General features: G+C 65.7%; 23 protein-coding genes and 1 pseudogene. 9 read left to right on the forward strand and 15 right to left on the reverse strand.

The window, feature by feature from the left end:
* A pseudogene (locus AC5P6E_RS07540) lies at positions 1-111 on the forward strand (IS110 family transposase); the annotation flags it as partial.
* Between the two features lie 78 nt (positions 112-189).
* Here AC5P6E_RS07540 and der read toward each other — a convergent pair.
* The 7 genes from der to ndk form a co-directional block, all read right to left on the reverse strand.
* The gene (gene der, locus AC5P6E_RS07545) at positions 190-1587 is read right to left on the reverse strand and encodes a ribosome biogenesis GTPase Der (protein ID WP_010484595.1); all 1398 of its coding nucleotides are present in this window, start codon (positions 1585-1587) and stop codon (positions 190-192) included.
* A gap of 17 nt (positions 1588-1604) precedes the next feature.
* Positions 1605-2813: an outer membrane protein assembly factor BamB gene (gene bamB, locus AC5P6E_RS07550; RefSeq protein WP_010484593.1), complete on the reverse strand. Its 1209-nt coding sequence runs from the start codon at positions 2811-2813 to the stop codon at positions 1605-1607.
* Complete coding sequence (locus tag AC5P6E_RS07555) at positions 2813-3451, reverse strand: YfgM family protein (RefSeq protein ID WP_010484590.1); 639 nt, start codon at positions 3449-3451, stop codon at positions 2813-2815. Before AC5P6E_RS07555 ends, bamB begins: the two co-directional genes overlap by 1 nt.
* A gap of 65 nt (positions 3452-3516) precedes the next feature.
* Positions 3517-4389, reverse strand: a complete 873-nt coding sequence (locus tag AC5P6E_RS07560; RefSeq protein ID WP_019338408.1) for a RodZ domain-containing protein — start codon at positions 4387-4389, stop codon at positions 3517-3519.
* 18 nt (positions 4390-4407) lie between these two features.
* The gene (gene pilW / locus AC5P6E_RS07565) at positions 4408-5193 is read right to left on the reverse strand and encodes a type IV pilus biogenesis/stability protein PilW (protein ID WP_483724507.1); all 786 of its coding nucleotides are present in this window, start codon (positions 5191-5193) and stop codon (positions 4408-4410) included.
* A complete protein-coding gene (gene rlmN, locus AC5P6E_RS07570) occupies positions 5180-6385 on the reverse strand; it encodes a dual-specificity RNA methyltransferase RlmN (protein ID WP_005409296.1) in 1206 nt (401 codons plus the stop codon). The genes pilW and rlmN overlap by 14 nt, the downstream gene beginning before the upstream one ends.
* Before the next feature lie 10 nt (positions 6386-6395).
* The gene (ndk, locus tag AC5P6E_RS07575; RefSeq protein ID WP_008265389.1) at positions 6396-6821 is read right to left on the reverse strand and encodes a nucleoside-diphosphate kinase; all 426 of its coding nucleotides are present in this window, start codon (positions 6819-6821) and stop codon (positions 6396-6398) included.
* Positions 6822-7166: 345 nt separating this feature from the next.
* Here ndk and AC5P6E_RS07580 point away from each other — a divergent pair, with 345 nt between their 5' ends.
* From AC5P6E_RS07580 to AC5P6E_RS07590, 3 genes are all read left to right on the forward strand, one after another.
* Positions 7167-7820 (forward strand): TetR/AcrR family transcriptional regulator, encoded by a 654-nt coding sequence (locus AC5P6E_RS07580; RefSeq protein WP_049453251.1) that lies wholly within the window; start codon positions 7167-7169, stop codon positions 7818-7820.
* Positions 7821-7859: 39 nt separating this feature from the next.
* Positions 7860-10232, forward strand: a complete 2373-nt coding sequence (locus AC5P6E_RS07585) for a 3-hydroxyacyl-CoA dehydrogenase/enoyl-CoA hydratase family protein (protein ID WP_495230811.1) — start codon at positions 7860-7862, stop codon at positions 10230-10232.
* A 109-nt stretch (positions 10233-10341) separates the two neighbouring features.
* A complete protein-coding gene (locus AC5P6E_RS07590) occupies positions 10342-11550 on the forward strand; it encodes an acetyl-CoA C-acyltransferase (protein WP_005409292.1) in 1209 nt (402 codons plus the stop codon).
* Positions 11551-12109: 559 nt separating this feature from the next.
* On the opposite strand, the gene galU is transcribed toward AC5P6E_RS07590, so the two are convergent.
* From galU to cmk, 8 genes are all read right to left on the reverse strand, one after another.
* Positions 12110-12988, reverse strand: coding sequence for a UTP--glucose-1-phosphate uridylyltransferase GalU (galU, locus tag AC5P6E_RS07595; protein ID WP_019336276.1), 879 nt, complete (start codon positions 12986-12988; stop codon positions 12110-12112).
* Complete coding sequence (locus AC5P6E_RS07600; protein ID WP_043397011.1) at positions 12985-14898, reverse strand: polysaccharide biosynthesis protein; 1914 nt, start codon at positions 14896-14898, stop codon at positions 12985-12987. The genes galU and AC5P6E_RS07600 overlap by 4 nt, the downstream gene beginning before the upstream one ends.
* A 3-nt stretch (positions 14899-14901) precedes the next feature.
* A complete protein-coding gene (locus tag AC5P6E_RS07605) occupies positions 14902-15891 on the reverse strand; it encodes an MraY family glycosyltransferase (protein WP_010484573.1) in 990 nt (329 codons plus the stop codon).
* Between the two features lie 3 nt (positions 15892-15894).
* Positions 15895-17073, reverse strand: a complete 1179-nt coding sequence (lapB, locus tag AC5P6E_RS07610; protein ID WP_005416232.1) for a lipopolysaccharide assembly protein LapB — start codon at positions 17071-17073, stop codon at positions 15895-15897.
* Between the two features lie 6 nt (positions 17074-17079).
* Positions 17080-17364, reverse strand: coding sequence for a LapA family protein (locus AC5P6E_RS07615; RefSeq protein ID WP_010484569.1), 285 nt, complete (start codon positions 17362-17364; stop codon positions 17080-17082).
* A gap of 77 nt (positions 17365-17441) precedes the next feature.
* Positions 17442-17747, reverse strand: coding sequence for an integration host factor subunit beta (locus tag AC5P6E_RS07620; protein WP_005409286.1), 306 nt, complete (start codon positions 17745-17747; stop codon positions 17442-17444).
* Positions 17748-17834: 87 nt separating this feature from the next.
* Positions 17835-19520, reverse strand: coding sequence for a 30S ribosomal protein S1 (gene rpsA / locus AC5P6E_RS07625; protein ID WP_005416230.1), 1686 nt, complete (start codon positions 19518-19520; stop codon positions 17835-17837).
* A 198-nt stretch (positions 19521-19718) separates the two neighbouring features.
* The gene (gene cmk, locus AC5P6E_RS07630; protein ID WP_010484566.1) at positions 19719-20396 is read right to left on the reverse strand and encodes a (d)CMP kinase; all 678 of its coding nucleotides are present in this window, start codon (positions 20394-20396) and stop codon (positions 19719-19721) included.
* A 197-nt stretch (positions 20397-20593) separates the two neighbouring features.
* Between cmk and ykgO the strand changes: the two genes are divergently transcribed.
* The 5 genes from ykgO (at position 20594) to AC5P6E_RS07655 (ending at position 23868) form a co-directional block, all read left to right on the forward strand.
* The gene (gene ykgO / locus AC5P6E_RS07635) at positions 20594-20719 is read left to right on the forward strand and encodes a type B 50S ribosomal protein L36 (protein ID WP_005409283.1); all 126 of its coding nucleotides are present in this window, start codon (positions 20594-20596) and stop codon (positions 20717-20719) included.
* 145 nt (positions 20720-20864) lie between these two features.
* On the forward strand, positions 20865-21194 hold the full coding sequence (locus AC5P6E_RS07640) for a hypothetical protein (protein WP_019336279.1): 330 nt from the start codon (positions 20865-20867) through the stop codon (positions 21192-21194).
* A gap of 39 nt (positions 21195-21233) precedes the next feature.
* Positions 21234-22271 carry an agmatine deiminase family protein gene (locus AC5P6E_RS07645; RefSeq protein ID WP_019336280.1) on the forward strand — a complete coding sequence of 346 codons (1038 nt, stop codon included), beginning with the start codon at positions 21234-21236 and terminating at the stop codon, positions 22269-22271.
* Between the two features lie 165 nt (positions 22272-22436).
* Entirely contained in the window at positions 22437-23324 is an 888-nt protein-coding gene (locus tag AC5P6E_RS07650; RefSeq protein ID WP_014646847.1) for a carbon-nitrogen hydrolase, read from the forward strand.
* 13 nt (positions 23325-23337) lie between these two features.
* Positions 23338-23868 carry a GNAT family N-acetyltransferase gene (locus AC5P6E_RS07655; protein WP_005409279.1) on the forward strand — a complete coding sequence of 177 codons (531 nt, stop codon included), beginning with the start codon at positions 23338-23340 and terminating at the stop codon, positions 23866-23868.
* Positions 23869-23870: the final 2 nt, after the last annotated feature.

Genomic DNA, 23870 nt, shown 5'->3' on the forward strand with positions numbered 1-23870 from the left:
AACATCCTGGCCAGAAAGCTGGCCAGGATCGCCTGGGGGGTCTTCAAAAGCGGGCGGGACTTTGACCCCGCCATGCTGAAAGTGGGTCAAGCCTGCTTCCAGCAGGCTTGACCGCGAACATAGGATCTCGGCTCTACAGACCGGTTCGGCGCAACGAAAAAGGCGGCCCTGCGGCCGCCTCCCCGTGAATCACTTGCCCTTGACGTGCTTCATCAAGCGCCGCTTGGCCTTGACCTGCCGCTCGGTGAGGACGTTCTTCTTGCCCTCGTACGGGTTGGTACCCTCGCGGAAGATGAAGCTCACCGGCGTACCGATCAGCTTGAAACGCTTGCGGAAGAAGTTCTCCAGGTAGCGCTTGTAGGATTCCTGCAGCTCCTTCAGGCGGGTGCCGTGCACGATGAAGGTCGGCGGATTGGAGCCGGCCGGGTGCACGTAGCGCAGCTTGGAGACGTGGCCGCGGATGGTCGGCGGCGGGTTGGTCTCGTAAGCCACTTCCAGCGCCTTGTTCACTTCGCTGGTGGTGAAGGTCTTGTTCGCCGATTCGTGCGCGCGGTGCACCGCACGGAACAGCTCACGCAGGCCCGAGCCGTGCTTGGCCGAGATGCGCACCGATTCAGCCCACGGCACGAAGCCCAGCTTCAGCGACAGCATGGTTTCCGCCTGCTCGCGCTGGTACTCGGTCAGGCCGTCCCACTTGTTGATGGCGATCACCAGCGCGCGGCCGGCATCGAGCACGGCGCCGAGCACGGTGGCATCCTGGTCGGTCACACCTTCGGTGGCGTCCAGCATCAGTACGGCCACCTGGCACTGCTCGATCGACTGCATGGTCTTGACCACCGAGAACTTCTCGACGACCTCGTCCACGCGCGAACGACGGCGCAGGCCGGCGGTATCGATCAGGCGGTATTCGCGGCCGTCACGCTCCAGGTCCACCGCGATCGAGTCACGGGTGGTGCCCGGCACGTCGGAGGCGATCATGCGCTCCTCGCCAAGAATGCGGTTGACCAGCGTCGACTTGCCCACGTTCGGGCGACCGACGAAGGCGATGCGGATGCGGTTCGGATCGTTGTCCAGCTCTTCGCCGCTGCCTTCTTCCGGCAGGCGCTGGACCACTTCGTCCAGCAGGTCGTCCAGGCCCTGGCGGTGCGCAGCCGACACGGTCAGCATCTCGCCGAAACCGTAACGGGCGAACTCCGAACGCACGGTGTCCTCGTCGGTGCCGTCGATCTTGTTGATCAGAAGCAGCGTCGGGCGCGACAGCTTGCGCAGCCAGGCCAGGATCTCGTCGTCCATCGCCGACGTACCCTCACGGGCGTCAACCACGAACAGGATCAGGTCGGCTTCCGCCGCAGCGGCGCGGGCCTGGCGGGTGGTAGCCCCTGCCAGACCCTCTTCCTCTTCCGCGATACCGCCGGTATCCACGACGAGGAAATGGTTGTCCTCGTCGAGGCGGCAGACGCCGTAGTTGCGGTCGCGGGTGACGCCGGGCTGGTCATGGACCAGCGCGTCACGGGTGCGCGTAAGCGCATTGAAAATAGTCGACTTGCCGACATTCGGCCGTCCAACCAGGGCGACCAAAGGCAGCATCGCGATTACTCCAATTTTTAATTTGCCAACCGGAAGGCGGTCAGCTTGCCATCAACGTTCTGCACTAGCAGCACCCCGTCTACGACGACCGGCTGGGCCAGCAGCGCGTCGCCGCCACTTTTCGCCCGTGCCGCCATCGCACCATCGGAGGTCTGCAACCAGTGCACGTATCCCTTGTAGTCGCCGACCACGACGTAGTCGCCGTGCAGTGCCGGACCGGTCAGCGAGCGACGGGCCAGTGCGGTCTGCGACCACATCGCTGCGCCGCTGGCCTTGTCCAGGCCGAACACGCCGCCCTTGTTGTCGGTGACGAACACATTGCCAGACGAGACCGCCACACCACCGGCACCGCCATGGTCGCGCGCCCACAGCGGGCGACCGGTCGGGCCTTCGATGGCCATCGTCTGGTTCTTGAAGCTGCTCACGAACAGGGTGTTGCCATCCAGCACCGGCGCGCCGTCGACATCGGCCATGCGCTCCAGCTCGGTACGGCCTTCACCGTTGCCCACGTTCTGTTCCCACAGCGTGCGGCCATCCTGCTGGGCCAGGGCGGCAACCGCGCCCTCGTCCTTGCCGATGAACAGCACGCCCGGGCCGGTCACCACCGGCGCGTTGCCACGCACGGTCAGTGCCGGCAGCTCGCTCGGGTTGAACCACTTCTGGGTGCCGTTGCCGGCATCGAACGCGGTGATGCGGCCGTCATTGCTGCGCACGTAGACCGCGCCCTGGGCGATGGCCGGCGCGGCGATGACTTCACCCGGAACACGGGCGCGCCACTTCTCGCTGCCGTCGTTGATGTCCAGGGCGATGACCTGGCCATCCAGCGTGCCGATCACGACCAGGTTCTCACCGACCCCCGGGCCGCCGGACAGGCGCAGCTTGGCCTTCTTCTTTTCCTTCTTCGGCTCCCAGGTCCAGACCTTCTTGCCGGTCTGCAGGTCGATGGCGTGCACGCCACCGGTGAGCGCCGCAGCGAACACGTGGCCGTTGGCCACCGCCGGGCCCTGCCGCACGCCGATGCGGCGCTCGCCCTTGCCGAGGTTGACCGACCAGGCCTTGTTGACCTTCAGGGTCGGCTCGAACTTGACCAGCTCAGCCGGTTCCTGTGCCTTCTTCGCGGCCGCGTCCTTGCCGGCGAACCAGCCCTTCACGGTGCTGCAGCCGCTCAGGGCCATGCCCATCAGGAGCACGGTGGCGACGCGGGTGATCATGACCTTCTGACTCATCAAACCGACTCCGCAGGGGCGGCAACGGTGCCGCCGGCGTCCATAACCTTGGTTTCCAGCAGGCGCCGCTGCGGCGCTGCCACGTCCAGCGACTTCAGCGCTTTCTCGTACTGGCTCCGGGCGTCATCGCGCTTGCCCTGCGCCATCAGCGCGTCGCCATGGATTTCCAGGCTGCTGCTGTCAGTGGCGCTGCCCAGCAGCTTGATCGCCTCGTCACTCTTGCCGGTGGCCACCAGCAGGCGGGCCACACGCTGGTCGACCACGCGCTGCAGGTCACCTTCGACCTTCACGCCGCGCAGGGTGGCCAGGGCTTCTTCGTTCTTGCCGGCGTCGACCTGGGCCTTGGCCAGCTGCAGCGCCGCGAGGTCGCCATAGATGCTGGACGGGCCGGCTTCGAGCGCCTTGACCGCCTTGGAGGCGTCGTCGAGCTTGTTCTGCTGCAGGCCAACGAGCGCCTTCTGGTACTCGACATTGGCCGAGGCCAGCTTGCCGCCCTGATCCTTCTGGTACCACTGCCAGCCGGCAATGGCACCGATGGCGATGACTACGCCACCGAGGATGCTGGCGCCATTCTTCCGCAGCCAGCTGCGGACGCGTTCACTTTGTTCGTGCTCGTCGAGCAGATCGTCGATCGCCATGCGTACTCTCGCCCCGCCCATCGGGAGGGACCATTGGGATTAATCGAAGGTGGTGAAACCGCGCCTCAGTGCGAAACCGGGACTACGGAGCCTTCAGAGGATACCTGAAAGCGTGCCACGTTGGCTCGCTGGTAGGGGGTCAGATCGACGATAGCGCCGTTCTGCTGAACCTGGACCGCCGAGGCGTTGCCCAGGGTCACCCGGGTCACCTGGCCCGGTGTGAAGCTGCGGCTTTCGCCGGACTTGATCAGCGCCTTCTCGACGGTAGCGCCGTCCGGGCCGCCGATATCGACCCAGCTGTCGCCGCTGAACTGCATGTCCAGCGTGTTGGCGGCAGCCGCTGGCGCCGGGGCTGAACGCGGCACCGGGGCCAGCGAGGCCACGTACGGGGTGGCGGCCGGCTTGCTGGCCGGGGCGCTCGCCACTTCAGCCGGCGCCGAGGGCTCGACACCCGCAGCGGACGGGGTTACCGGCACGGCGGCCGGGATGGCATCCAGCGAGGCGGTATTCGGCGACGGGGTGGCACTGCCATCGAAATGGCCACGGGTGGCGAACCACACCGGCACCGCCAGCACCGCGGTGATGCCGACATACAGCACGCGACGGCCGAGATTCTCGGCAATGCGGCGCGCACGCGGGGTATGGGTATGGCTGACCAGGGTGGGCGGAACCACCGGGCCGACCTGGGCCTGCTCCAGCAGCTCTCCCACGTCCACATCCAGAAGCCGCGCGTAGCTGCGCAGCTGGCCGCGCACGAACACCGGCGCGCCAAGCTTCTGCCATTGTTCTTCTTCCAGCGACCTGACCACCTGGACCGGCATGCGCAGGCGCGAGCCGACATCTTCGAGGGTCAGTCCGGCCGCCTCGCGGGCCTGGCGCAGGCGGCTGCCGCAGCCGGCCGCAGTCTCGAGAGCGCTCACAGTCTGGTCATCAATCACAATGCATCAACCCTGGAGTTAGGAGCCCGCTTCCTGCGGAAATTCCTGTCGAATCCGCTGAATATAGCGATCAGATGCTGCCCGATCACCCAGCCGCGCTTCGATTTCAGACGCAAGTTGTAACACGGAACGCGTTGCGGGTGCAGCCGCAATCCTACGTTCGGCGAAGGCCCGGGCCTCCATGTAGCGGCCCTGGCGGAAGCTGAGCTGGGCCATCGCCTCCAGCGCGACCGGGTTTCCCGGCAGCGTCGACAGCGCCGCGCGCAGGTCGCGCTCGGCACGTTCAAGCTGGCCAGCGTCCAGGGCACAGCCCCCGGCATTGGCCTGGGCCTCGGCCGGTGTGGCGTAGCCCGGCGCCTGCAGCGCACGATCGAACCAGGCCAGCGACTCGGCCGGCCGGCCCTGCTGGCACAGCCACGCGCCGTAATTGTTGAGGACGTCCCCGCGCTGCGGCGCCCGTTCGGCAGCCCTGCGGAAGCTTTCGCCGGCCTGCTGGGTACGGCCACGGCGCTCGTCGATGCCGGCCATCAGCACCAGCGCATCAGGCGATTCGGGTGCCAGCTTCAGCGCCTCGCGCGCCTTGCGTTCGGCCGCATCGAGGTTGCCGACCTGCATGTCGCGGGCGGCCAGTGCCAGCAGGTCCTGCAGGCGCACCTGACGCCGCACGTTGTCCGGATCGCGGACCGAGTAGACCGGCGCTTCGCTGGGGCCCAGCCTGGCCTTGGGTTGGGATTTGCAGCCACCGACCGCAACGGCCAGCACGCCTGCGAGCAGAACCAGCCAGAGGCGGTCAGGCCGCGGCATCGCTCCCCTTCCCCGCTTGCAGCGTCTTGTTGAACTCCGCCTGGCGGCGGGTGCGGTCCATCACCTGGCCCTTGAGCTGGCCACAGGCGGCATCGATGTCGTCGCCACGGGTGCGGCGGACCATGGTCAGCACGTTGCTGTCGAGCAGGATCTTCTGGAAGGCGCGGATGTGCGCCTCTTCCGAACGCTCGTAGCGGGTACCCGGGAACGGGTTGAACGGAATCAGGTTGACCTTGCCCGAATCCTTGGCCTGCACCGCGTTGTCGAACTGGCGCATCAGGCGGGCCAGCTCGCGGGCATGTTCGGGCTTGTCGTTGATGCCCTTCATCAGGGTGTATTCGAAGGTGACCGATTCGCGGCGCTTGTTGGCGCGCAGGTAGCGTGCGCACGAGGCCATCAGCTCGGCGATCGGGTACTTCTTGTTGAGCGGCACCAGGGTTTCGCGCAGCGCATCGTTCGGCGCATGCAGCGACACCGCCAGCGACACGTCGCTTTCGGCAGACAGGCGGTCGATCTGCGGCACCAGGCCGGAGGTCGACAGGGTCACGCGCTTGTTGGCCAGGCCGTAGCCCAGGTCGTCGCGCATCACGCTCATGGCGCGCACGACGTTGTCGAAATTCATCAGCGGCTCGCCCATGCCCATCATCACCACGTTGGTGAGGCGGCGCATCTGGTGCGGCACGTTGCCCAGGTGGCGTGCGGCAACCCACACCTGGCCGATGATCTCGGCGGTGGTCAGGTTGCGGTTGAAGCCCTGGGTGGCGGTGGAGCAGAACGTGCAGTTCAGGCCGCAACCGACCTGCGAAGACACGCACAGCGTGCCGCGGGTCTTGTCCGGGATGTACACGGTCTCAATGGCGTTCTTGCCATCCACGCCCATCGCCAGCAGCCACTTGTGGGTGCCGTCGGCGGAGGGCTTGTCGAACACGATGTTGGGAACCAGTACCTCGGCATGGGCCTGCAGCTTGGCACGCAGGACCTTGCCGAGGTCGGTCATTTCATCGAAGTCGGTGACGTAGCGATGGTGGATCCACTTCATCACCTGGTGGGCACGGAACTTCTTTTCGCCGAGAACCTCGACGAAAAACTTCTCCAGGCCCGCGCGATCGAGGTCGAGCAGGTTCTGCTTGCCAGCCGTGGGTGCCGACTTCGGCAGCGGCTGGATGGCGGGGGACTGTACGACCTCGTTCACGGCATTACTCTCAGCGCGAGACGACTTCGGTGGCGGCGAAGAAGTAGGCGATTTCAATCGCGGCATTCTCGACCGAGTCCGAGCCGTGGGCGGCGTTGGCATCGATGGATTCGGCGAAGTCGGCGCGGATGGTGCCCGCAGCGGCTTCCTTCGGGTTGGTGGCGCCCAGCAGGTCGCGGTGGGCCAGGACGGCGTTCTCGCCTTCCAGGGCCTGGATCATCACCGGGCCGGAGATCATGAACTCGACCAGCGCGTTGAAGAACGGACGCTCGCGGTGCACGGCGTAGAAGCCTTCGGCTTCACGGCGCGACAGCTGCTTGTACTTGGCGGCCACGACCTTCAGGCCGGCCTTCTCGAAGCGGGCGTAGATTTCGCCGATGACGTTCTTGGCAACGGCGTCCGGCTTGATGATCGAAAGGGTGCGCTCCAGCGCCATGGGATGTCTCCAATGGAATCGGGCCGCTGATGGCCCGAAGGGTAACATGAAAAAAACCCGCGTCGGGACGCGGGCTTAGCCTGATAAACGTAGGCGAATTGTAAAAGATAACGTGGCCGGGTGGTAGAGGGCCGTGTGGCCCTGTAGTAGCGCCGAGCCCATGCTCGGCTGGCCCTTGGCCGAAGAGCAGCCGAGCGCGGGCTCGGCTCTACAGGTTCAGGTCCACCCATTCACCCACCTGAGTAAAATCTGACCGAGCCGGCCGATTTTGCTGCACTGCAAAATGCCATACGGTACCGTCTGGTTCTAGTATCAAACAATCGTTTGATTAAGGTCCGCCCATCGATGGCCAAGCCCGCCCACTTCTCGACCAAGGACCGGATCCTCGGCGCGGCCGAGGAGCTGTTCGCCCAGCACGGCTTCGCCGGCACCTCGCTGCGGCAGGTGACCAGCCAGGCCGACGTCAACATCGCCGCGGTCAACTACCACTTCGGTTCCAAGGAAAACCTGGTCAACGAGGTCTTCCGCCGCCGCATGGACGAGATGACCGGTGCCCGCCTGGCACAGCTGGAGCGGGCCCGCAGCGAACACCCCGGTGAACTGCGCCCGGTGCTGGCCGCCTTCGTCGAACCGGCGCTGGCGCTGGCCCAGGACCGCCAGAACGGCGGCGCCTTCGTGCGCGTGATCGCCCGCGCCTATGCCGAGAAGAACGACAACCTGCGCAAGTTCCTGTCTGACCACTACGGCCACGTGCTGCGTGCGTTCGGCAAGGCCATCGGCGAGTGCGTGCCCGGCCTGAGCAAGGAAGAGCTGTACTGGCGCCTGGACTTCCTGGCCGGCTCGCTCACCTATGCCATGGCCGACTTCGGGCTGATCAAGCGTCCCGCCGGTGTCACCGAAGCGGCGCATCGTGCCCATGCCGCCCACGAACTGATCCATTTCGCCGAAGCCGGGTTCCGCGCCGCCGCACGCGCCAGCGCCCTGCCCGCTTCCCTTTGATTCCACCCAGTAACTGCTGACCAACAAAGGCCCTACACCATGTCCAATTCCCTGCTAGTCCGCCGCGCCGCCGTGCTGGGTGCCGGCGTCATGGGTGCCCAGATCGCCGCCCACCTCACCAACGCTGGCGTCGACACCGTGCTGTTCGACCTGCCTGCCAAGGAAGGTCCGGCCGACGGCATCGTGCTGAAGGCGATCGCCAACCTGGGCAAGCTGAGCCCGGCGCCGCTGGCCAGCAAGTCGCTGGCCGAAGCCATCACCCCGGCCAACTATGAGTCGGGCCTGGAGCAGCTGAAGGACTGCGACCTGATCATCGAGGCCATTGCCGAGCGCATGGACTGGAAGCAGGACCTGTACAAGAAGATCGCGCCGTTCGTGGCCGACCACGCGGTGCTGGCCTCCAACACCTCGGGCCTGGGCATCAACAAGCTGGCCGACGTGCTGCCCGAGCAGCTGCGTCACCGCTTCTGCGGCGTGCACTTCTTCAACCCGCCGCGCTACATGCACCTGGCCGAGCTGATCCCGGCCACCACCACCGACGCCGCCGTGCTGGAAGGCCTGGAAGCCTTCCTGGTCACCACCCTGGGCAAGGGCGTGGTGTACGCCAAGGACACCCCGAACTTCATCGGCAACCGCATCGGCGTGTTCTCGATCCTGTCCACCATCCACCACACCCAGCAGTTCGGCCTGGGCTTCGATGAAGTGGACGGCCTGACCGGCCCGCTGGTCGGTCGCCCGAAGTCGGCGACCTATCGCACCTCCGACGTGGTCGGCCTGGACACCATGGCGCACGTCATCAAGACCATGGGCGACACCCTGCCGAATGATCCGTGGCATGAGTTCTTCAAGTCGCCGAAGTGGCTGGACGCGCTGATTTCCAAGGGCGCGCTGGGTCAGAAGACCGGCGCCGGCATCTTCCGCAAGGTCGGCAAGGACATCGTGGTGCTGGACCTGGAGAAGCAGGACTACCGCCCGGCCGATCGCGCTGCCGCGCCGGAAGTGGTCGAGATCCTGAAGATCAAGAACCCGGCCGAGAAGTTCGCCAAGCTGCGCGAAAGCCAGCACCCGCAGGCGCAGTTCCTGTGGGCGACCTTCCGCGACCTGTTCCACTACAGCGCCTACCACCTGGCCGACATCGCCGAGACCGCGCGCGACGTGGACCTGGCCATCCGCTGGGGCTACGGCTGGTCGCTGGGCCCGTTCGAAACCTGGCAGGCCGCCGGCTGGAAGCAGGTCGCACAGTGGATCGCCGATGACATCGTGGCCGGCAAGAGCATGAGCAACGCCCCGCTGCCGGACTGGGTGTTCGATGGCCGCGACGGCGTGCATGCCGCCGAAGGCAGCTACAGCCCGTCGCGCAATGCCAAGCTGCCGCGCTCGTCGCTGCCGGTGTACCAGCGCCAGCGCTTCCCCGATCCGCTGCTGGGCGAGAAGTTCGGGCCGGGCGAGACCGTGTTCGAGAACGACGGCCTGCGCATGTGGCACGACGGTGATGGCATCGCCGTGGTCAGCTTCAAGACCAAGATGAACACCGTGTCCGACCAGGTGCTGGACGGCCTGCAGGAATGCGTCAGCCGCGCCGAGAAGGACTTCCAGGGCCTGGTGATCTGGCAGCAGAAGGAGCCCTTCTCTGCCGGTGCCGATCTGGCCGGTGCACTGGGCCTGCTGCAGGCCGGCAAGGTCGACCAGTTCGAAGAAATGGTTGCCAACTTCCAGCGCACCAGCCAGCGCATCAAGTACTCGCTGGTGCCGGTGGTTGCCGCCGTGCGTGGCCTGGCGCTGGGTGGTGGCTGCGAGTTCCAGATGCACAGCGCCAAGACCGTGGCCTTCCTGGAAAGCTACATCGGCCTGGTCGAGGCCGGCGTCGGCCTGCTGCCGGCCGGTGGTGGCCTGAAGGAACTGGCCGTGCGCGCCTCGCAGGCCGCAGGCCCGGGCGGTGATGTGTTCGCCGAACTGAAGAAGACCTTCGAGACCGTGGCGATGGCCAAGGTGTCCAACTCCGCGGTCAACGCCAAGGAACTGGGCCTGCTGCGCAGCACCGACAAGGTGGTGTTCAACAGCTACGAAGCGCTGCACATCGCCAAGGCCGAAGCGCGCGCCCTGGCCGAAGCGGGCTACCGTCCGCCGCTGCCGGCACGCCGCATCCAGGTGGCCGGTGACGTGGGTATCGCCACCTTCAAGATGATGCTGGTCAACATGCTGGAAGGCCGCTTCATCAGCCCGTACGACTACGAGATCGCCGAGCGCATCGCCACCGTGCTGTGCGGCGGCAAGGTCGACCGCGGCACCCTGGTGGACGAAGAGTGGCTGCTGACCCTGGAGCGCAAGCACTTCGTCGAACTGGCCCAGCAGGAAAAGACCCAGGCCCGCATCGCGCACATGCTGAAGACCGGCAAGCCGCTGCGTAACTGATCGCCATCCCTGCTTTTGGTGGGTGCCCACCTTGGTGGGTACTCCTCCGCCTCTGGTAGGTGCCCACCTTGGTGGGCACACCGGCAAAAAACTTCGAGAGATCACTGCAATGACCAAGCAAATCCAGGACGCCTACATCGTCGCCGCCACCCGTACTCCGGTCGGCAAGGCGCCCAAGGGCATGTTCCGCAACACCCGCCCCGACGACATGCTTGCGCACGTGCTGCGCAGCGTCGTCGCGCAGGCCCCGGGCGTGGACGTCAACCGCATCGATGACGCGATCATCGGCTGCGCGATGCCGGAAGCCGAGCAGGGCATGAACGTCGCCCGCATCGGCGTGCTGCTGGCCGGCCTGCCGAACACCATCGCCGCACAGACCGTGAACCGCTTCTGCTCCTCCGGCCTGCAGGCCGTGGCGCAGGCTGCAGACGCGATCCGCCTGGGCAACGCCGACCTGATGCTGGCCGGTGGCACCGAGTCGATGTCGATGGTGCCGATGATGGGCAACAAGATCGCCATGGCACCGAGCGTGTTCGACAACGACCACGTGGCCATCGCCTACGGCATGGGCATCACCGCCGAGAAGGTGGCCGAAGAGTGGAAGGTCTCGCGCGAAGACCAGGACGCCTTCGCCCTCGCCTCGCACCAGAAGGCCATGGCGGCGATCCAGAACGGCGAGTTCAAGGACGAGATCAGCCCGTACGAGATCGTCTCGCACCTGCCGGACCTGGCCGATGGCCAGCGCATCATCACCCGCAACAAGATCGCCGACACCGACGAAGGCCCGCGCCCGGACTCCTCCGCCGAAGGCCTGGCCAAGCTGCGCCCGGTGTTCCGCAACGGCCAGTTCGGCGGCACCGTCACCGCCGGCAACTCCTCGCAGATGAGCGATGGCGCCGGTGCCGTGCTGCTGGCCTCGGAGCAGGCGATCAAGGATTACGGCCTGACCCCGCTGGCCCGTTTTGTCAGCTTCTCGGTGGCCGGCGTGCGCCCGGAAGTGATGGGCATCGGCCCGATCGCCGCGATCCCGAAGGCACTGAAGCAGGCGGGCCTGACCCAGGACCAGCTGGACTGGATTGAACTGAACGAAGCGTTCGCCGCGCAGTCGCTGGCCGTGATCCGCGATTGCGGCCTGGACCCGAGCAAGGTCAACCCGCTGGGCGGCGCGATCGCCCTGGGCCACCCGCTGGGTGCAACCGGCGCGATCCGTACCGCAACCCTGCTGCACGGCCTGCGTCGTCGCCAGCAGAAGTACGGCATGGTGACGATGTGCATCGGCACCGGCATGGGCGCGGCGGGTATTTTCGAAGCGCTGTAAGGTTCAAAGCGTTGCCGGCTGATTGTTGGTTGGCTGTGGGGCCCGGGTGGGTGAGGCTGCCCGGGACACGCCGTAAACCCGTCCCTGGGGGCTTGGCAGCGGCTTGCTAGCGTGCGCAATCCTGCGCACGCAGCAAGGCCGGGGTTGGGCGTCCTGCCCAACCCGCCAGGCGCATGCGCCTGGCCCATGCCGCTGACAGTCCCGGTCAGCCTCACCCACCCGCGCCACCCAACATTCCGCGCGGCGGAGGGGTGAGCAAAGGCAGGGTCAAAGGCCGGGGTCAGAGCCCTTTGCTGCGCAAAGGGATCTGACCCCAACAATCAAAAAAGGCAGCCAGAGGCTGCCTTTTTTGATTGTGCTTCTGCCTTTGATTCCGCCCTTCCCGTCCGCGCCCGCAGGAAACCTGCCAGGCGGGACGGGTGGGCCGTTGCAGGACCGTTGGCGCCATGGATGGCGCCATCGAGCCCCCATGGACGGGTTTACGGCGTGTCCTGCAACAGCCCACCCGTCCCGCCCATCACGTATCAATCAAGGCGCTGCACGGAACGCTTGATAAACCTTATTCCGCCAACATCGCCGTCAGTTTCTCCCGCGCCGGCCCGGCCAGCTTCGGGTTGTCCAGCGCAAAGCGGATCGTCGCCTCCACCAGCCCCAGATGCGTGCCGCAGTCGAAGCGGGTGCCCTCGAAACGATAGGCATCAACCTCTTCGGTCTTCAGCAGCTGCGCGATCGCGTCGGTCAGCTGGATCTCGCCACCGGCACCGCTGCCGGTCTGCTCCAGCAGCTCGAAGATCTTCGGGCTCAGCACATAGCGGCCGACCACCGCCAGGTCGCTCGGCGCGTCCTCCGGCTTCGGCTTCTCCACAATCTGCGAAATGCGACCCTTGCGGCCGTCGAACGCGTCAGTGGCCACGATGCCGTAGCTGGCAGTCTTGTCGTGCGGCACGTCTTCAACGGCGATCACGCTTGCACCACTGGCCTCGTTGAGGTCGGCCATCTGCTTCAGTGCGCCGTCGCCGCGGTTCCAGATCAGGTCATCCGGCAGCAGCACCGCGAACGGCTCGTCGCCGATCACGGCCTTGGCGCACAGCACCGCATGGCCCAGGCCCAGGGCCTCGGCCTGGGTCACGAAGATCGCACGCACGCCGTTGGGCAGCACGTGGCGGATCATCTCCAGCTGTTCCTGTTTGCCGGCGCGCTCGAGCTTCTGCTCCAGCTCGTAGGCCTTGTCGAAGTAGTCGGCGACCGCGTGCTTGTAGCGGTTGGTAATGAACACCAGCGTGTCACAGCCCGCTTCGATCGCCTCATCGACCGCGTACTGGATCAGCGGACGATCAATGATCGGCAACATTTCCTTCGGAACCGTCTTGGTTGCCGGCAAAAAGCGCGTCCCGAGCCCTGCCACTGGAAAAACTGCCTTGCGAATTCGCTTGCTCATTGGTGCCTGTTGGCCTCACGTGCCGGAAAAGGCACGACTTTAGCGGATGAAATGTAAGCATCCTGTTCGATAGGAGAAAACTCCGGCATCGTCGCGAACAGGATCTCCTGGATGCTGGTGGTGTCGTAACCAGCCACGGCATCGCGCAGGCGTGGAACATTGCCCAGCACCAGATCACGCGAGAACGTGCGTACACCGGCCTCGAGAATCTTCGGGTGCGCGGTGGAACGGTAGTCCTCGTCCGAATAGAACAGCGTCTCGTGCAGCTTCTCGCCCGGACGCAGCCCGGTGTAGATGATCGGAATGTCCTTGTACGGCTGCTTGCCGGCCAGGCGGATCATCTGCTCGGCCAGCACGCGGATCGGCACCGGCTCGCCCATGTCGAGCGTATAGATCGCACCGTGCGACGCCGAAGCGGCCGCCTGCAGGATCAGCTGGCAGGCCTCCGGGATGGTCATGAAGTAGCGACTGACCTCCGGATCGGTGACGGTCACCGGCCCGCCACGCAGGATCTGTTCGCGGAACAACGGCACCACGCTGCCTGCAGAGGCCAGCACGTTGCCGAAGCGCACCGTGACGAAACGGGTATGCGTGGACTTCTGGTCCAGGCTCTGGCAGATCATCTCCGCATAGCGCTTGCTGGCGCCCAGCGCATTGACCGGGTCGACCGCCTTGTCGGTGGAGATGAACACGAAATGCTCCACGCGTGCCTCCAGGCAGGCGCGGGCCACGTTCTCGGTGGCCAGGATGTTGTTGCGCACCGCTTCGCGCAGCTGCCGCTCCAGCACCGGCACATGCTTGTAGGCGGCGGCATGGAAGGCGGTGTCGACGGGGTGCAGCGACAGGGCGTGGCGGATCACCGCCGGGTCACCGCAGTCGCCCAGCACCGCTTCGACCTCGACATCCGGGAAGCTGCGCCGCAGCTCGCCCTCGATTGTCAGCAGCAGCAGCTCGCTGATCTCGAGCAGGATGATGCGGCCGGCGCCGTGACGCGCGCACTGGCGGCACAGCTCGGAGCCGATCGAACCACCGGCGCCGGTGACCATCACCGTACGCCCGCCCAACCAGCCACGGATCAGGTTCCAGTCCGGCATGATCGGCTTACGGCCGAGCAGGTCCTCGATCGCCACTTCCTTCAACTGCCCCGGCAGCGACTGGCCCTGCAGGATATCGCTGAGCTTGGGCACGGTGCGGAACGGCACGCCGGTGCTTTCGCAGATGGCGACGATGCGCTGCATGCCCGCAGCGTCCAGCGACGGAATGGCGATCACCAGCAGCTTGGCCGCGGTCTCGCGGACCACTGTCGGCGCATCGTCCAGGGTGCCGAGGATCGGCAGGCCCTGCAGCTTGGCACCGCGCAGGTGCGGCGCGTCGTCCAGCAGGCCGACCGGCTCGAAATTGCCCGAACGGCGCAGGTCACGGACCAGGGTCTCGGCGGCCTGGCCGGCACCCAGGATCAGCACGCGACGCGCGGACGAGTCCGACTGCAGCGCCTGATAGTCCTTCCAGGCCCGGTACAGCAGGCGCGGCGCGCCCAGCAGCGCCGACAGCGCGAACGGATAGATCACCAGCACCGACATCGGCACGCCGTCGAAGCGCTTCCACATCAGCACCAGCACGATGGCGACCATGCCGATGAAGCTGGCCTTGAAGATGTTCAGCAGGTCGCTGACGCTGGCGAACCGCCACAGGCCGCGATAGAGGCCGACGCGCCAGAACACCATGCCCTGCAGCAGCAGCACCAGCGTGGTGTCGACGTTCCAGAGTGGGAGCTCGGGGGCGTTGGCCAGGATCGAGTACCGCCCCGCGTGGAGCAGCTGCCAGCACGCCCAGACCATGAACAGGTCATGGCAGACGATGGCCGAACGCGGCATCAGGCCGAGGATTCTGTCCCGCCAGGGTGAAGCCATAAGTCAGGTATTTCCTTTTGGGTGGCGCAATCCATTGCGCAGGAGGAGCCAGAGGACGCTCAGCGCGGTGAACCACGCGATCGCCACGGCAGCCTCCCACCTCGGCTGCAAATTGGAGCAGACATTAAGCACTGTAATACTGAACAGGCCCAAAGCAAAGTACATCCCTGTTACCTGGGCGTGACTGGCTCCTGCCTGCACCGCGCGCTGGTAAACGTGCTGGGTATGGGGTTCCATCCAGCGTTGTCCTGAAATGATGCGCGCCAGCAGTGTGAAGCCCGCGTCCACAAGGAAGGGCGATGCCGACACCAGCAGCAGGATCCAGTGGATGTCGGTCTTTACGCTGGCCAGTGCCAGCACTGCCGCCACCGCGTAGCCCAGCGCGCCACTTCCGACATCGCCCATGAAGATCCGGGCCCGCGGGAAGTTGAACGGCAGGAAGCCAAGGCAGGCCAGCCCCAACGCGACCGCCGCCAGCGAGTACGGCCAAGGCAGCAGCGGCGCCAGTCCCAGCGCGACCACGATGGCCTGGCTGGCGGCGATGCCGTTGATCCCATCCATGAAATTCCAGATGTTGATCAGCGAAGCGGTGAACAGCAGGACCAGTACGGCCAGCAGCCAGCTGCCGCCATGGACCTTGACCAGCGCGGCCAGCAGCGCGGCGGCGATGAAGTGCACCATCAGGCGGCGCATGGCCGGAAGCGGCCGGTGATCGTCCCACCAGCCGATACCCGCCACCAGCGCCAGGCCAAGGCTGGCGACCAGCAGGCTCGGACGCGCTTCGGGCCAGGCCCACATGGCAACACCGGCGGTCACCAGCAGGCTGATGACGATGGCGATGCCGCCGCCACGCGGGGTCGCCACGCTATGACTGCGGCGTTCGCCCGGCTGGTCAAACAGTTGCCGGCGCAGCGCGTAGCCCCGCGCTGCCCAGGTCAGTGCCGCACTCAGCAGGGCCAGACCCAGCAGCGCGCCCATCACGAACCACGGCATGGATCAGAGCACCGCGTAGTTCAGCAGCGGCTTGACCGTACCCCACTCCTTGCAGCTCGGGCACTGCCAGTGGTGGGTGCGCGCACCGAAACCACAACGGGTGCAGCGATAGGCCGGATTGCGCACCAGCAACTGGTCGGTGATGTGCTTGAGGTCGTGCAGGGTCGCCGTGGAATCGGCACCTTCAGCCAGTGTCAGGTCGATCAGCGCGGACTCGCCACGCACCGACGGGCGATCCTTGAGCTGGCGGCCCAGGTAGGCACGGGCCGGGGCCACGCCCTCCTGCTCTTCCATCAGACGGGTCAGCGCCAGCACCGGGGCAATGCCACGGTAATGCTCGGTCATCTCCGACAGGAAGGCGCGCGCGCCGGCCAGATCGCCCACCTTGCGGTAGTTCTGCATCAGCGCCGGCAGCAGCTCCGGCAGGTACTCCGGATCGTTGCGCGCCGCGCGCTCGAAGGCGCGCACGGCCGCTTCCGGATTGCCGGCATCGGTTTCCAGGCGGCCTTCAATGATGCCGGCACGGACCGACATCGCATCGGCCTGGTAGGCCCGGGCAATCGCTGCCCTCGCCTCTTCCAGCTTGCCGGCACCGCGGAAGCGTTCGGCCAGTTCGCATTCGAACTGCCCGATCAGCTTGCCCATCGGCTCGCCGGTGACATCCTCGAAACGGGTGGCGTTGTCGATCGCCTTTTCCCAGTCGCGCTCGGCCTGGTAGATGCCGATCAGGTGCTTGAGTGCCTGCGGGGCACGCTGGTCCAGCTGGGCCAGTTCGGTGAACACGGTTTCGGCGCGGTCCAGCAGGCCGGACTTCATGTAGTCCTCGCCCAGCGCCAGCAGCGCCTGCACGCGTTGCGCATCGCTGAGGTCGTGGCGGTTGACCAGGCCCTGGTGCAGGCGGATGGCGCGGTCGACTTCGCCGCGGCGACGGAACAGATGGCCCAGCGCGACCTGGGTCTCGAAGGTTTCCTTGTCCAGCTCGGCGATGTGCAGGAACAGCTCGATGGCCTTGTCCGGCTGCTCGTTGAGCAGGTAGTTCAGGCCACGGAAATAGGTGCTCGACAGGCGGCTGACCTGGCTGTCACCGTGGCGTTGACCACCACGCCGTCCGATCACCCACCCGGCCAGTGCGGCCAGCGGAACGAACAGGAAGAACCAGAACCACTCGGTGACGAAATCCATCTTCGATCAGCGTCCATCAAAAGATTGGGGGGAAGCAACCGGTGCCGGCGTGGCGACAGCGGACTTGTTGGCGCGGCGCAACTGGCTGTAGAGCGGAATGACCACGCTCACCAGCACCAGGCCAGCGCCGACGATGACACCCACCAGCAGCGCGGCGATCAGGGCCACGCCCACCGAGGTGTGCAGTTGGGTAAACAGCAGGTTGATCGACATCGCGGTCATGTTGACCGCACCGATGATCAATCCAAGGATCAATACCGCCAGCAGGACCAGCAGACGAAAAACCTTCATGCGACAGCTCCAGTGGCAGGAGTCCGTAGCTTATCCGACTCGCGGCTGGATTCGCACGCGGTGGCGCGACGGGAGGCTCAGGCCGGATCGGCGTCCAGCGGCAGCACACTGCTGACCCGCTCGCGCAGTTCCTTGCCCGGCTTGAAATGGGGGACGTGCTTGCCCGGCAGGGCAACCGATTCGCCGGTCTTCGGGTTGCGACCCAGGCGCGGCGGACGATAGTGCAGCGAGAAGCTGCCAAAACCACGGATTTCGATGCGATCCCCGGCGGACAGCGATCCGCCCATCATTTCCAGCAACGACTTCACCGCCAGATCGACATCATCGGCCTTCAGGTGCGCCTGGCGGCGCGCAAGGATTTCGATCAGTTCGGATTTGGTCATTACCGGCTCACATCAGGGGTATCCCAGCCTGAAACGGCCCGGGCAATGCCCGGGCCGTCCAGGAAACAACGAACAGCGTAAGGCCGATTACTCGGACTTGTTGCCGTTCAGCTGTGCACGCAGCAGCGCGCCCAGCTGGGTGGTGCCGCTGGAAGCCGAAGAGGACTGGTATTCCTCCAGCACTTCGCGCATTTCAGCGTCGTCCTTGGCCTTGATCGACAGCTGCAGGGTACGGCCCTTGCGGTCCATGCCCACGAACTTGGCTTCGACCTTGTCGCCGACCTTCAGGTGCTGGGTGGCGTCGTCAACGCGCTCGTTGGCGATGTCGCGGGCCGAGACGTAACCTTCGATGCCGTCAGCCAGCTCGATGATCGCGCCCTTGGCGTCGACTTCCTTCACCACGCCTTCGACCTTGGAGCCCTTCGGATTGGCAGCCATGTACTGGCCGAACGGATCCTGCTCCAGCTGCTTCACGCCCAGGGAGATGCGCTCGCGCTCCGGATCGACAGCCAGGACGACGGCGTCCAGGGTATCGCCCTTCTTGAAGTTGCGAACGACGTCTTCGCCGGTGGTGTTCCAGCTGATGTCGGACAGGTGGACCAGGCCGTCGATGCCGCCGTCCAGGCCGATGAAGATGCCGAAGTCGGTGATCGACTTGATCTGGCCCGACACCTTGTCACCCTTCTTGTGGGTGGCAGCGAAGGTTTCCCACGGATTGGCGGCAACCTGCTTCATGCCCAGCGAGATACGGCGACGCTCTTCATCGACGTCCAGCACCATCACTTCGACTTCATCACCCACCTGGACAACCTTGGACGGGTTGACGTTCTTGTTGGTCCAATCCATCTCGGAGACGTGCACCAGGCCTTCGACGCCCGGCTCGATCTCAACGAACGCACCGTAATCGGTGACGTTGGAGACCTTGCCGAAGACGCGGCTGTTGGCCGGGTAACGACGGCCGATGTTGTCCCACGGATCCTCGCCCAGCTGCTTCAGGCCCAGCGAAACGCGGTTGCGCTCGCGGTCGAACTTCAGCACGCGGACGTCCAGCTCGTCGCCGACGTTCACGACTTCCGACGGGTGACGCACGCGCTTCCACGCCATGTCCGTGATGTGCAGCAGGCCGTCGATACCGCCCAGGTCCACGAACGCGCCGTAGTCGGTCAGGTTCTTGACGACACCCTTCAGGATCGCGCCTTCCTGCAGCTTGTCCATCAGCTGCTCGCGCTCTTCCGAGTGCTCGCTTTCGACGACAGCGCGGCGCGAGACCACGACGTTGTTACGCTTGCGGTCCAGCTTGATGAGCTTGAACTCGAGTTCCTTGCCTTCCAGGTAGGCCGGATCGCGCACCGGGCGCACATCGACCAGGGAACCCGGCAGGAAGGCGCGGACATCCTTGATGTCCACGGTGAAACCACCCTTGACCTTGCCGCTGATGCGGCCGGTGATGGTTTCGTTCTTTTCCAACGCTTCTTCCAGCTCGTCCCACACCATCGCGCGCTTGGCCTTCTCGCGCGACAGGACGGTTTCGCCGAAGCCGTTCTCGATCGAGTCGAGGGCGACCTTGACGATGTCGCCTTCGGCGACGTCGATTTCGCCAGCGTCGTTACGGAACTGTTCGATCGGCACGATGCCTTCGGACTTCAGGCCAGCGTTGATCACCACGACATCGCCGCGGACTTCAACAACGGTACCGCTGACGATGGCGCCCGGCTTCAGCTTGGCCAGGTTGGCCTGGCTGGCTTCAAACAGTTCGGCAAATGATTCGGTCATTAGATTTACTCTGTTGGACACATGGGTCGGTGGCGTCCCCTTCAGGGGAATGGCGACCGCCCGCCTGTTGGTCGACCCCGGAAACGCAGGTCGTGTGTAGTAGGAAAACCGCCACGCATCATTGCGCGACGGAGCTGGTACAGCACTGTTATGCGCGACCACCGCCGATGCTGCTGGCAGTGCTCCCGCGCGAACGGATCAGGCAGCCGGAACCGGAAGCAGATCCATCACTCTGGCAACGACATCTGCGATGCCGATGCCTGTGGTGTCGATGAGGACAGCATCGTCTGCCGGCTTCAGGGGCGCCACGGTACGCTGAGCATCACGGGCGTCGCGGGCCATGATCTCGCGCAGGAGGTCATCAAAGTTAACAGAAACCCCCTTGTCTTTCAACTGCTTATGCCGGCGCTCGGCGCGCTCCTCGGCACTGGCGGTCAGGAAGACCTTATAGGGGGCGTCCTTGAAGATCACCGTACCCATGTCGCGGCCATCGGCAACCAGGCCGGGCAGCTCCCTGAATGCGCGCTGGCGCTCCTTCAGGGCCGCGCGGACCTCCGGAATGGCGGCAATGGCCGAGGCCAGGGCGCCAGTGGTCTCCAGGCGCAGCTCGTCGGTGGCATCGGTGCCGTTGACCATGACCCGCATCGACTCGCCCTGTTCAACAAACTGAACATGGGTGTCGAAGGTGCAGCGCACCAGTGCCGAGGCATCGGACGTATCAATGTCGGCCCAGCTCGCGGCCACGCCCACTGCCCGGTACAGCGCGCCCGAATCCAGGTAATGCCAGCCCATCCGGCGCGCGATGATGCGGCTGATGGTACCCTTGCCGGCCCCGGAAGGGCCGTCGATGGTCAGGACGGGAGCGAGTGGATTCATGGGGTTCCCAGAGCGTGTGAAGGGGTCATTCTAGCCCCTGCCAGACACCCCCAGCGGGATCTTTTGTGCAACCACTTGAAACCACGAGGAAAAGCCCGGTAGAATGGCGGGCTTGAACGAGCGTCAACTGCCGATTGTCTTTCGCATATCGCGGCCACGCTCCACCCGAACAACTACTGTTTACGCCGAGGTATGCCATGAAAGTCCTGTCCTCCCTGAAGTCGGCGAAGGCCCGTCACCGTGACTGCAAGGTCGTGCGTCGTCGTGGCAAGATCTTCGTCATCTGCAAGTCGAACCCGCGTTTCAAGGCGCGTCAGCGCTAAGCCTCACAGCCTTCCGGCTGCGGCTGGCCCTACGCGGGGCCGACCCGATGCAAGAAACCGCCTTCGGGCGGTTTTTTGTTTATGCGGCTTTTTCCTGCCGTTTTTGCTGTAATCGCCTTTCTTGACCACTGGGGAGTAGATCGAGATGAAGCGTTACCTGTCCGCCCTGACCGTGATGGCCACCCTGGCCGCCGCCACACCGGCACTGGCCGATACCCTGCTTGTCGACCGCGCCCGCGAGAAGCCGGCCGGTGCCCTGCCCGTGCGCGGCCAGAGCATGCAGCAGGTGCAGGCGCAGTTCGGCGCGCCCAGCGAGCAGCTGCAGCCACGTGGCGGGCAGAAGCGGCAGTGGCCGACCATCAACCGCTGGGTGTACCCGCAGTTCACCGTCTACTTCGAGAAGCAGAAGGTGATCGACGTGGTGGCCAACCAGGCGGACCCGAACGAAATCGGCCCGAAACCGCCGATCCGTTGATCCCTTTACCCGCCGTGGGCGGGCCTGTGTAGCGAGACCATGAACCAGACCCTTCGTTTTCCTGCCGAATGGGAAGCCCAGAGTGGCGTCCTGATTGCCTGGCCCACCGCCGACACCGACTGGGCCGACCGCCTGGGCCAGGTGGAAGAGACCTACATCGCCCTGGTCGCGGCCATCACCCGCTTCCAGCCGGTGCTGATCTGCGTGGCCGACGATGATGTGGAGACCTATGCCGAGATGCGGCTGCGCTCCAACCGCATCGACATGGACAAGGTCCACTTCACCACGGCGGCCTACGACGATACCTGGCTGCGCGACTCCGGCCCGATCACCCTGCGCCGCGCCGACGGCGGCTTCCAGCTGCTGGATTTCCGCTTCACCGGCTGGGGCGGCAAGTTCGACGCCACCCTGGATGACCAGCTGGTGGGCGTGCTCGACCAGGCCGGTGTGTTCAACGACGCGCCGGTGCGCAGCATCCCGTTCGCGCTGGAAGGCGGCGGCATCGAGACCGACGGCGAAGGCACCCTGCTGACCACCTGGAAGTGCCTGCACGAGCGCCACCCGGACCGCGACCGCGCCAGCCTGAGCGCCGACCTGGCCGACTGGCTGCAGCAGGACCGCGTGCTGTGGCTGGACCACGGCTACCTGGAAGGCGACGACACCGACGCGCATATCGACACCCTCGCCCGCTTCGCCTCGGCTGACAGCATCGTCTACCAGGCCTGCGACGACGCGAGCGACTCGCACTACGCCGAGCTGCAGGCGATGGGCAACGAACTGGCCGCGCTGCGCACCAGGGACGGCCAGCCGTATCGCCTGTTCCCGCTGCCGTGGGCACAGCCAGTGATCGACGAAGGCCGCCGCCTGGCTGCGTCGTACGCCAATTACCTGATCGTCAATGGTGCGGTGCTGATGCCGGCCTACGGTGATCCGGCCGACGACCTGGCCCGCGACGTGCTGGCGCAGGCGCACCCGGGCCGCGAGATCGTGCAGGTGCCCTGCCGCTCGCTGATCTGGCAGAACGGCAGCCTGCACTGCATCACCATGCAGCTGCCGGCAGGGCTGTTGAAGGCGTAAGCCGAACCGGTAGCGCCGGGCCATGCCCGGCGAACGCTGCCGCATCTGGAAAATCCGCCGGGCATGGCCCGGCGCTACCGATTGCGTGCACCCATTCAGCGCGCGACACGCCGTCGCCGCCCATCCGCGCTAACATGCTGGTTTTCCCCCGCAGGAACGCCCCGCATGAACTCGCGCAGCCCCCTTACCGTCGCCCTGATCCAGGAGCGCAACCACGGTGATGCCGCCGCCAACCTGGCGGTGATCGAAGCACGCGTGGCCGAGGCGGCTGCGCAGGGTGCCAAGCTGGTGCTGCTGCAGGAACTGCATAACGGTCCGTACTTCTGCCAGCACGAGTCGGTGGACGAGTTCGACCTGGCCGAGCCGATTCCGGGCCCGAGCACCGAGCGCCTGGGCGCGCTGGCGAAGAAGCATGGCGTGGTGCTGGTGGGCTCGCTGTTCGAGCGCCGCGCTGCCGGCCTGTACCACAACACCGCCGTCGTCTTCGAGAAGGACGGCACGTTGCTGGGCAAGTACCGCAAGATGCATATCCCGGACGACCCGGGCTTCTACGAGAAGTTCTACTTCACCCCGGGCGACATCGGCTTCAAGCCGATCGACACCTCGGTGGGTCGCCTCGGTGTGCTGGTCTGCTGGGACCAGTGGTACCCAGAAGCGGCACGCCTGATGGCGCTGGCCGGTGCCGAACTGCTGCTCTACCCGACCGCGATCGGCTGGGACCCGGACGACGTGCAGGACGAGAAGACCCGCCAGCGCGACGCCTGGGTGCTGAGCCACCGCGGCCACGCCGTGGCCAACGGCCTGCCGGTGCTGAGCTGCAACCGCGTCGGCCACGAGGCTTCGCCGCTGGGCGCGTCGGGCATCCAGTTCTGGGGCAACAGCCACGTGCTTGGCCCGCAGGGTGAGTTCCTGGCCGAAGCCGGCACCGAAGCCACCGTGCTGCTGTGCGATGTCGACCTGCAGCGCAGCGAGCACGTGCGCCGCATCTGGCCGTTCCTGCGCGACCGTCGCATCGACGCGTACGGTGACCTGCTCAAGCGCTACATCGACTGAGCCGGAGCCGCGCATGGCCGTCCTCATCCGTGATGCCGGCCCGGCCGACATCGCCGCGATCACCGCGATCTACGCGGTGGAAGTGACCGACTTCGTCAACACTTACGAGTACGACATCCCGGACGCGTCCGAGATGCTGCGCCGCATGCGCGACATCATCGACCGCGGCTTCCCCTACCTGGTCGCCGAGATCGACGGCCAGGTGGCCGGCTATGCCTACGCCAACACCTACCGTACCCGCGTTGCCTACCAGTGGACCGTGGAGAACTCGGTCTACGTCGATGCCGCGTTCCAGGGCAAGGGCGTTGGCACCGGCCTGCTGCAGGCGTTGATCGATGCCTGCGTGGCGCGTGGCTACCGGCAGATGGTGGCGGTGATCGGCGAACCGACCAATACCGCTTCAATCAAGCTGCACGAACGCTTCGGCTTCGAGCTGGTCGGCGTGTTCCGTGGCCTCGGCCGCAAGCACGGCCGCTGGCTGGATACCGTGCAGATGCAGCGCGCGCTCGGCGATGGCGCCGACACCGCACCTTCCAATGAATGAAC

Source organism: Stenotrophomonas sp. YJH_SMC_16 (assembly GCF_059367875.1).

Excerpts from the sequence above, each read along its gene's own strand:
- AC5P6E_RS07600 (WP_043397011.1), bottom strand. The coding sequence starts at position 14,898 with ATGGCTTCACCCTGGCGGGACAGAATCCTCGGCCTGATGCCGCGTTCG.
- bamB (WP_010484593.1), bottom strand. The coding sequence starts at position 2,813 with ATGAGTCAGAAGGTCATGATCACCCGCGTCGCCACCGTGCTCCTGATG.
- pilW (WP_483724507.1), bottom strand. The coding sequence starts at position 5,193 with ATGCCGCGGCCTGACCGCCTCTGGCTGGTTCTGCTCGCAGGCGTGCTG.
- AC5P6E_RS07615 (WP_010484569.1), bottom strand. The coding sequence starts at position 17,364 with ATGAAGGTTTTTCGTCTGCTGGTCCTGCTGGCGGTATTGATCCTTGGA.
- AC5P6E_RS07585 (WP_495230811.1), top strand. The coding sequence starts at position 7,860 with ATGTCCAATTCCCTGCTAGTCCGCCGCGCCGCCGTGCTGGGTGCCGGC.
- AC5P6E_RS07655 (WP_005409279.1), top strand. The coding sequence starts at position 23,338 with ATGGCCGTCCTCATCCGTGATGCCGGCCCGGCCGACATCGCCGCGATC.
- AC5P6E_RS07650 (WP_014646847.1), top strand. The coding sequence starts at position 22,437 with ATGAACTCGCGCAGCCCCCTTACCGTCGCCCTGATCCAGGAGCGCAAC.
- AC5P6E_RS07640 (WP_019336279.1), top strand. The coding sequence starts at position 20,865 with ATGAAGCGTTACCTGTCCGCCCTGACCGTGATGGCCACCCTGGCCGCC.
- ykgO (WP_005409283.1), top strand. The coding sequence starts at position 20,594 with ATGAAAGTCCTGTCCTCCCTGAAGTCGGCGAAGGCCCGTCACCGTGAC.
- AC5P6E_RS07620 (WP_005409286.1), bottom strand. The coding sequence starts at position 17,747 with ATGACCAAATCCGAACTGATCGAAATCCTTGCGCGCCGCCAGGCGCAC.
- AC5P6E_RS07580 (WP_049453251.1), top strand. The coding sequence starts at position 7,167 with ATGGCCAAGCCCGCCCACTTCTCGACCAAGGACCGGATCCTCGGCGCG.
- der (WP_010484595.1), bottom strand. The coding sequence starts at position 1,587 with ATGCTGCCTTTGGTCGCCCTGGTTGGACGGCCGAATGTCGGCAAGTCG.
- AC5P6E_RS07645 (WP_019336280.1), top strand. The coding sequence starts at position 21,234 with ATGAACCAGACCCTTCGTTTTCCTGCCGAATGGGAAGCCCAGAGTGGC.
- AC5P6E_RS07605 (WP_010484573.1), bottom strand. The coding sequence starts at position 15,891 with ATGCCGTGGTTCGTGATGGGCGCGCTGCTGGGTCTGGCCCTGCTGAGT.
- AC5P6E_RS07590 (WP_005409292.1), top strand. The coding sequence starts at position 10,342 with ATGACCAAGCAAATCCAGGACGCCTACATCGTCGCCGCCACCCGTACT.
- ndk (WP_008265389.1), bottom strand. The coding sequence starts at position 6,821 with ATGGCGCTGGAGCGCACCCTTTCGATCATCAAGCCGGACGCCGTTGCC.
- rpsA (WP_005416230.1), bottom strand. The coding sequence starts at position 19,520 with ATGACCGAATCATTTGCCGAACTGTTTGAAGCCAGCCAGGCCAACCTG.
- cmk (WP_010484566.1), bottom strand. The coding sequence starts at position 20,396 with ATGAATCCACTCGCTCCCGTCCTGACCATCGACGGCCCTTCCGGGGCC.
- lapB (WP_005416232.1), bottom strand. The coding sequence starts at position 17,073 with ATGGATTTCGTCACCGAGTGGTTCTGGTTCTTCCTGTTCGTTCCGCTG.
- AC5P6E_RS07555 (WP_010484590.1), bottom strand. The coding sequence starts at position 3,451 with ATGGCGATCGACGATCTGCTCGACGAGCACGAACAAAGTGAACGCGTC.
- galU (WP_019336276.1), bottom strand. The coding sequence starts at position 12,988 with ATGAGCAAGCGAATTCGCAAGGCAGTTTTTCCAGTGGCAGGGCTCGGG.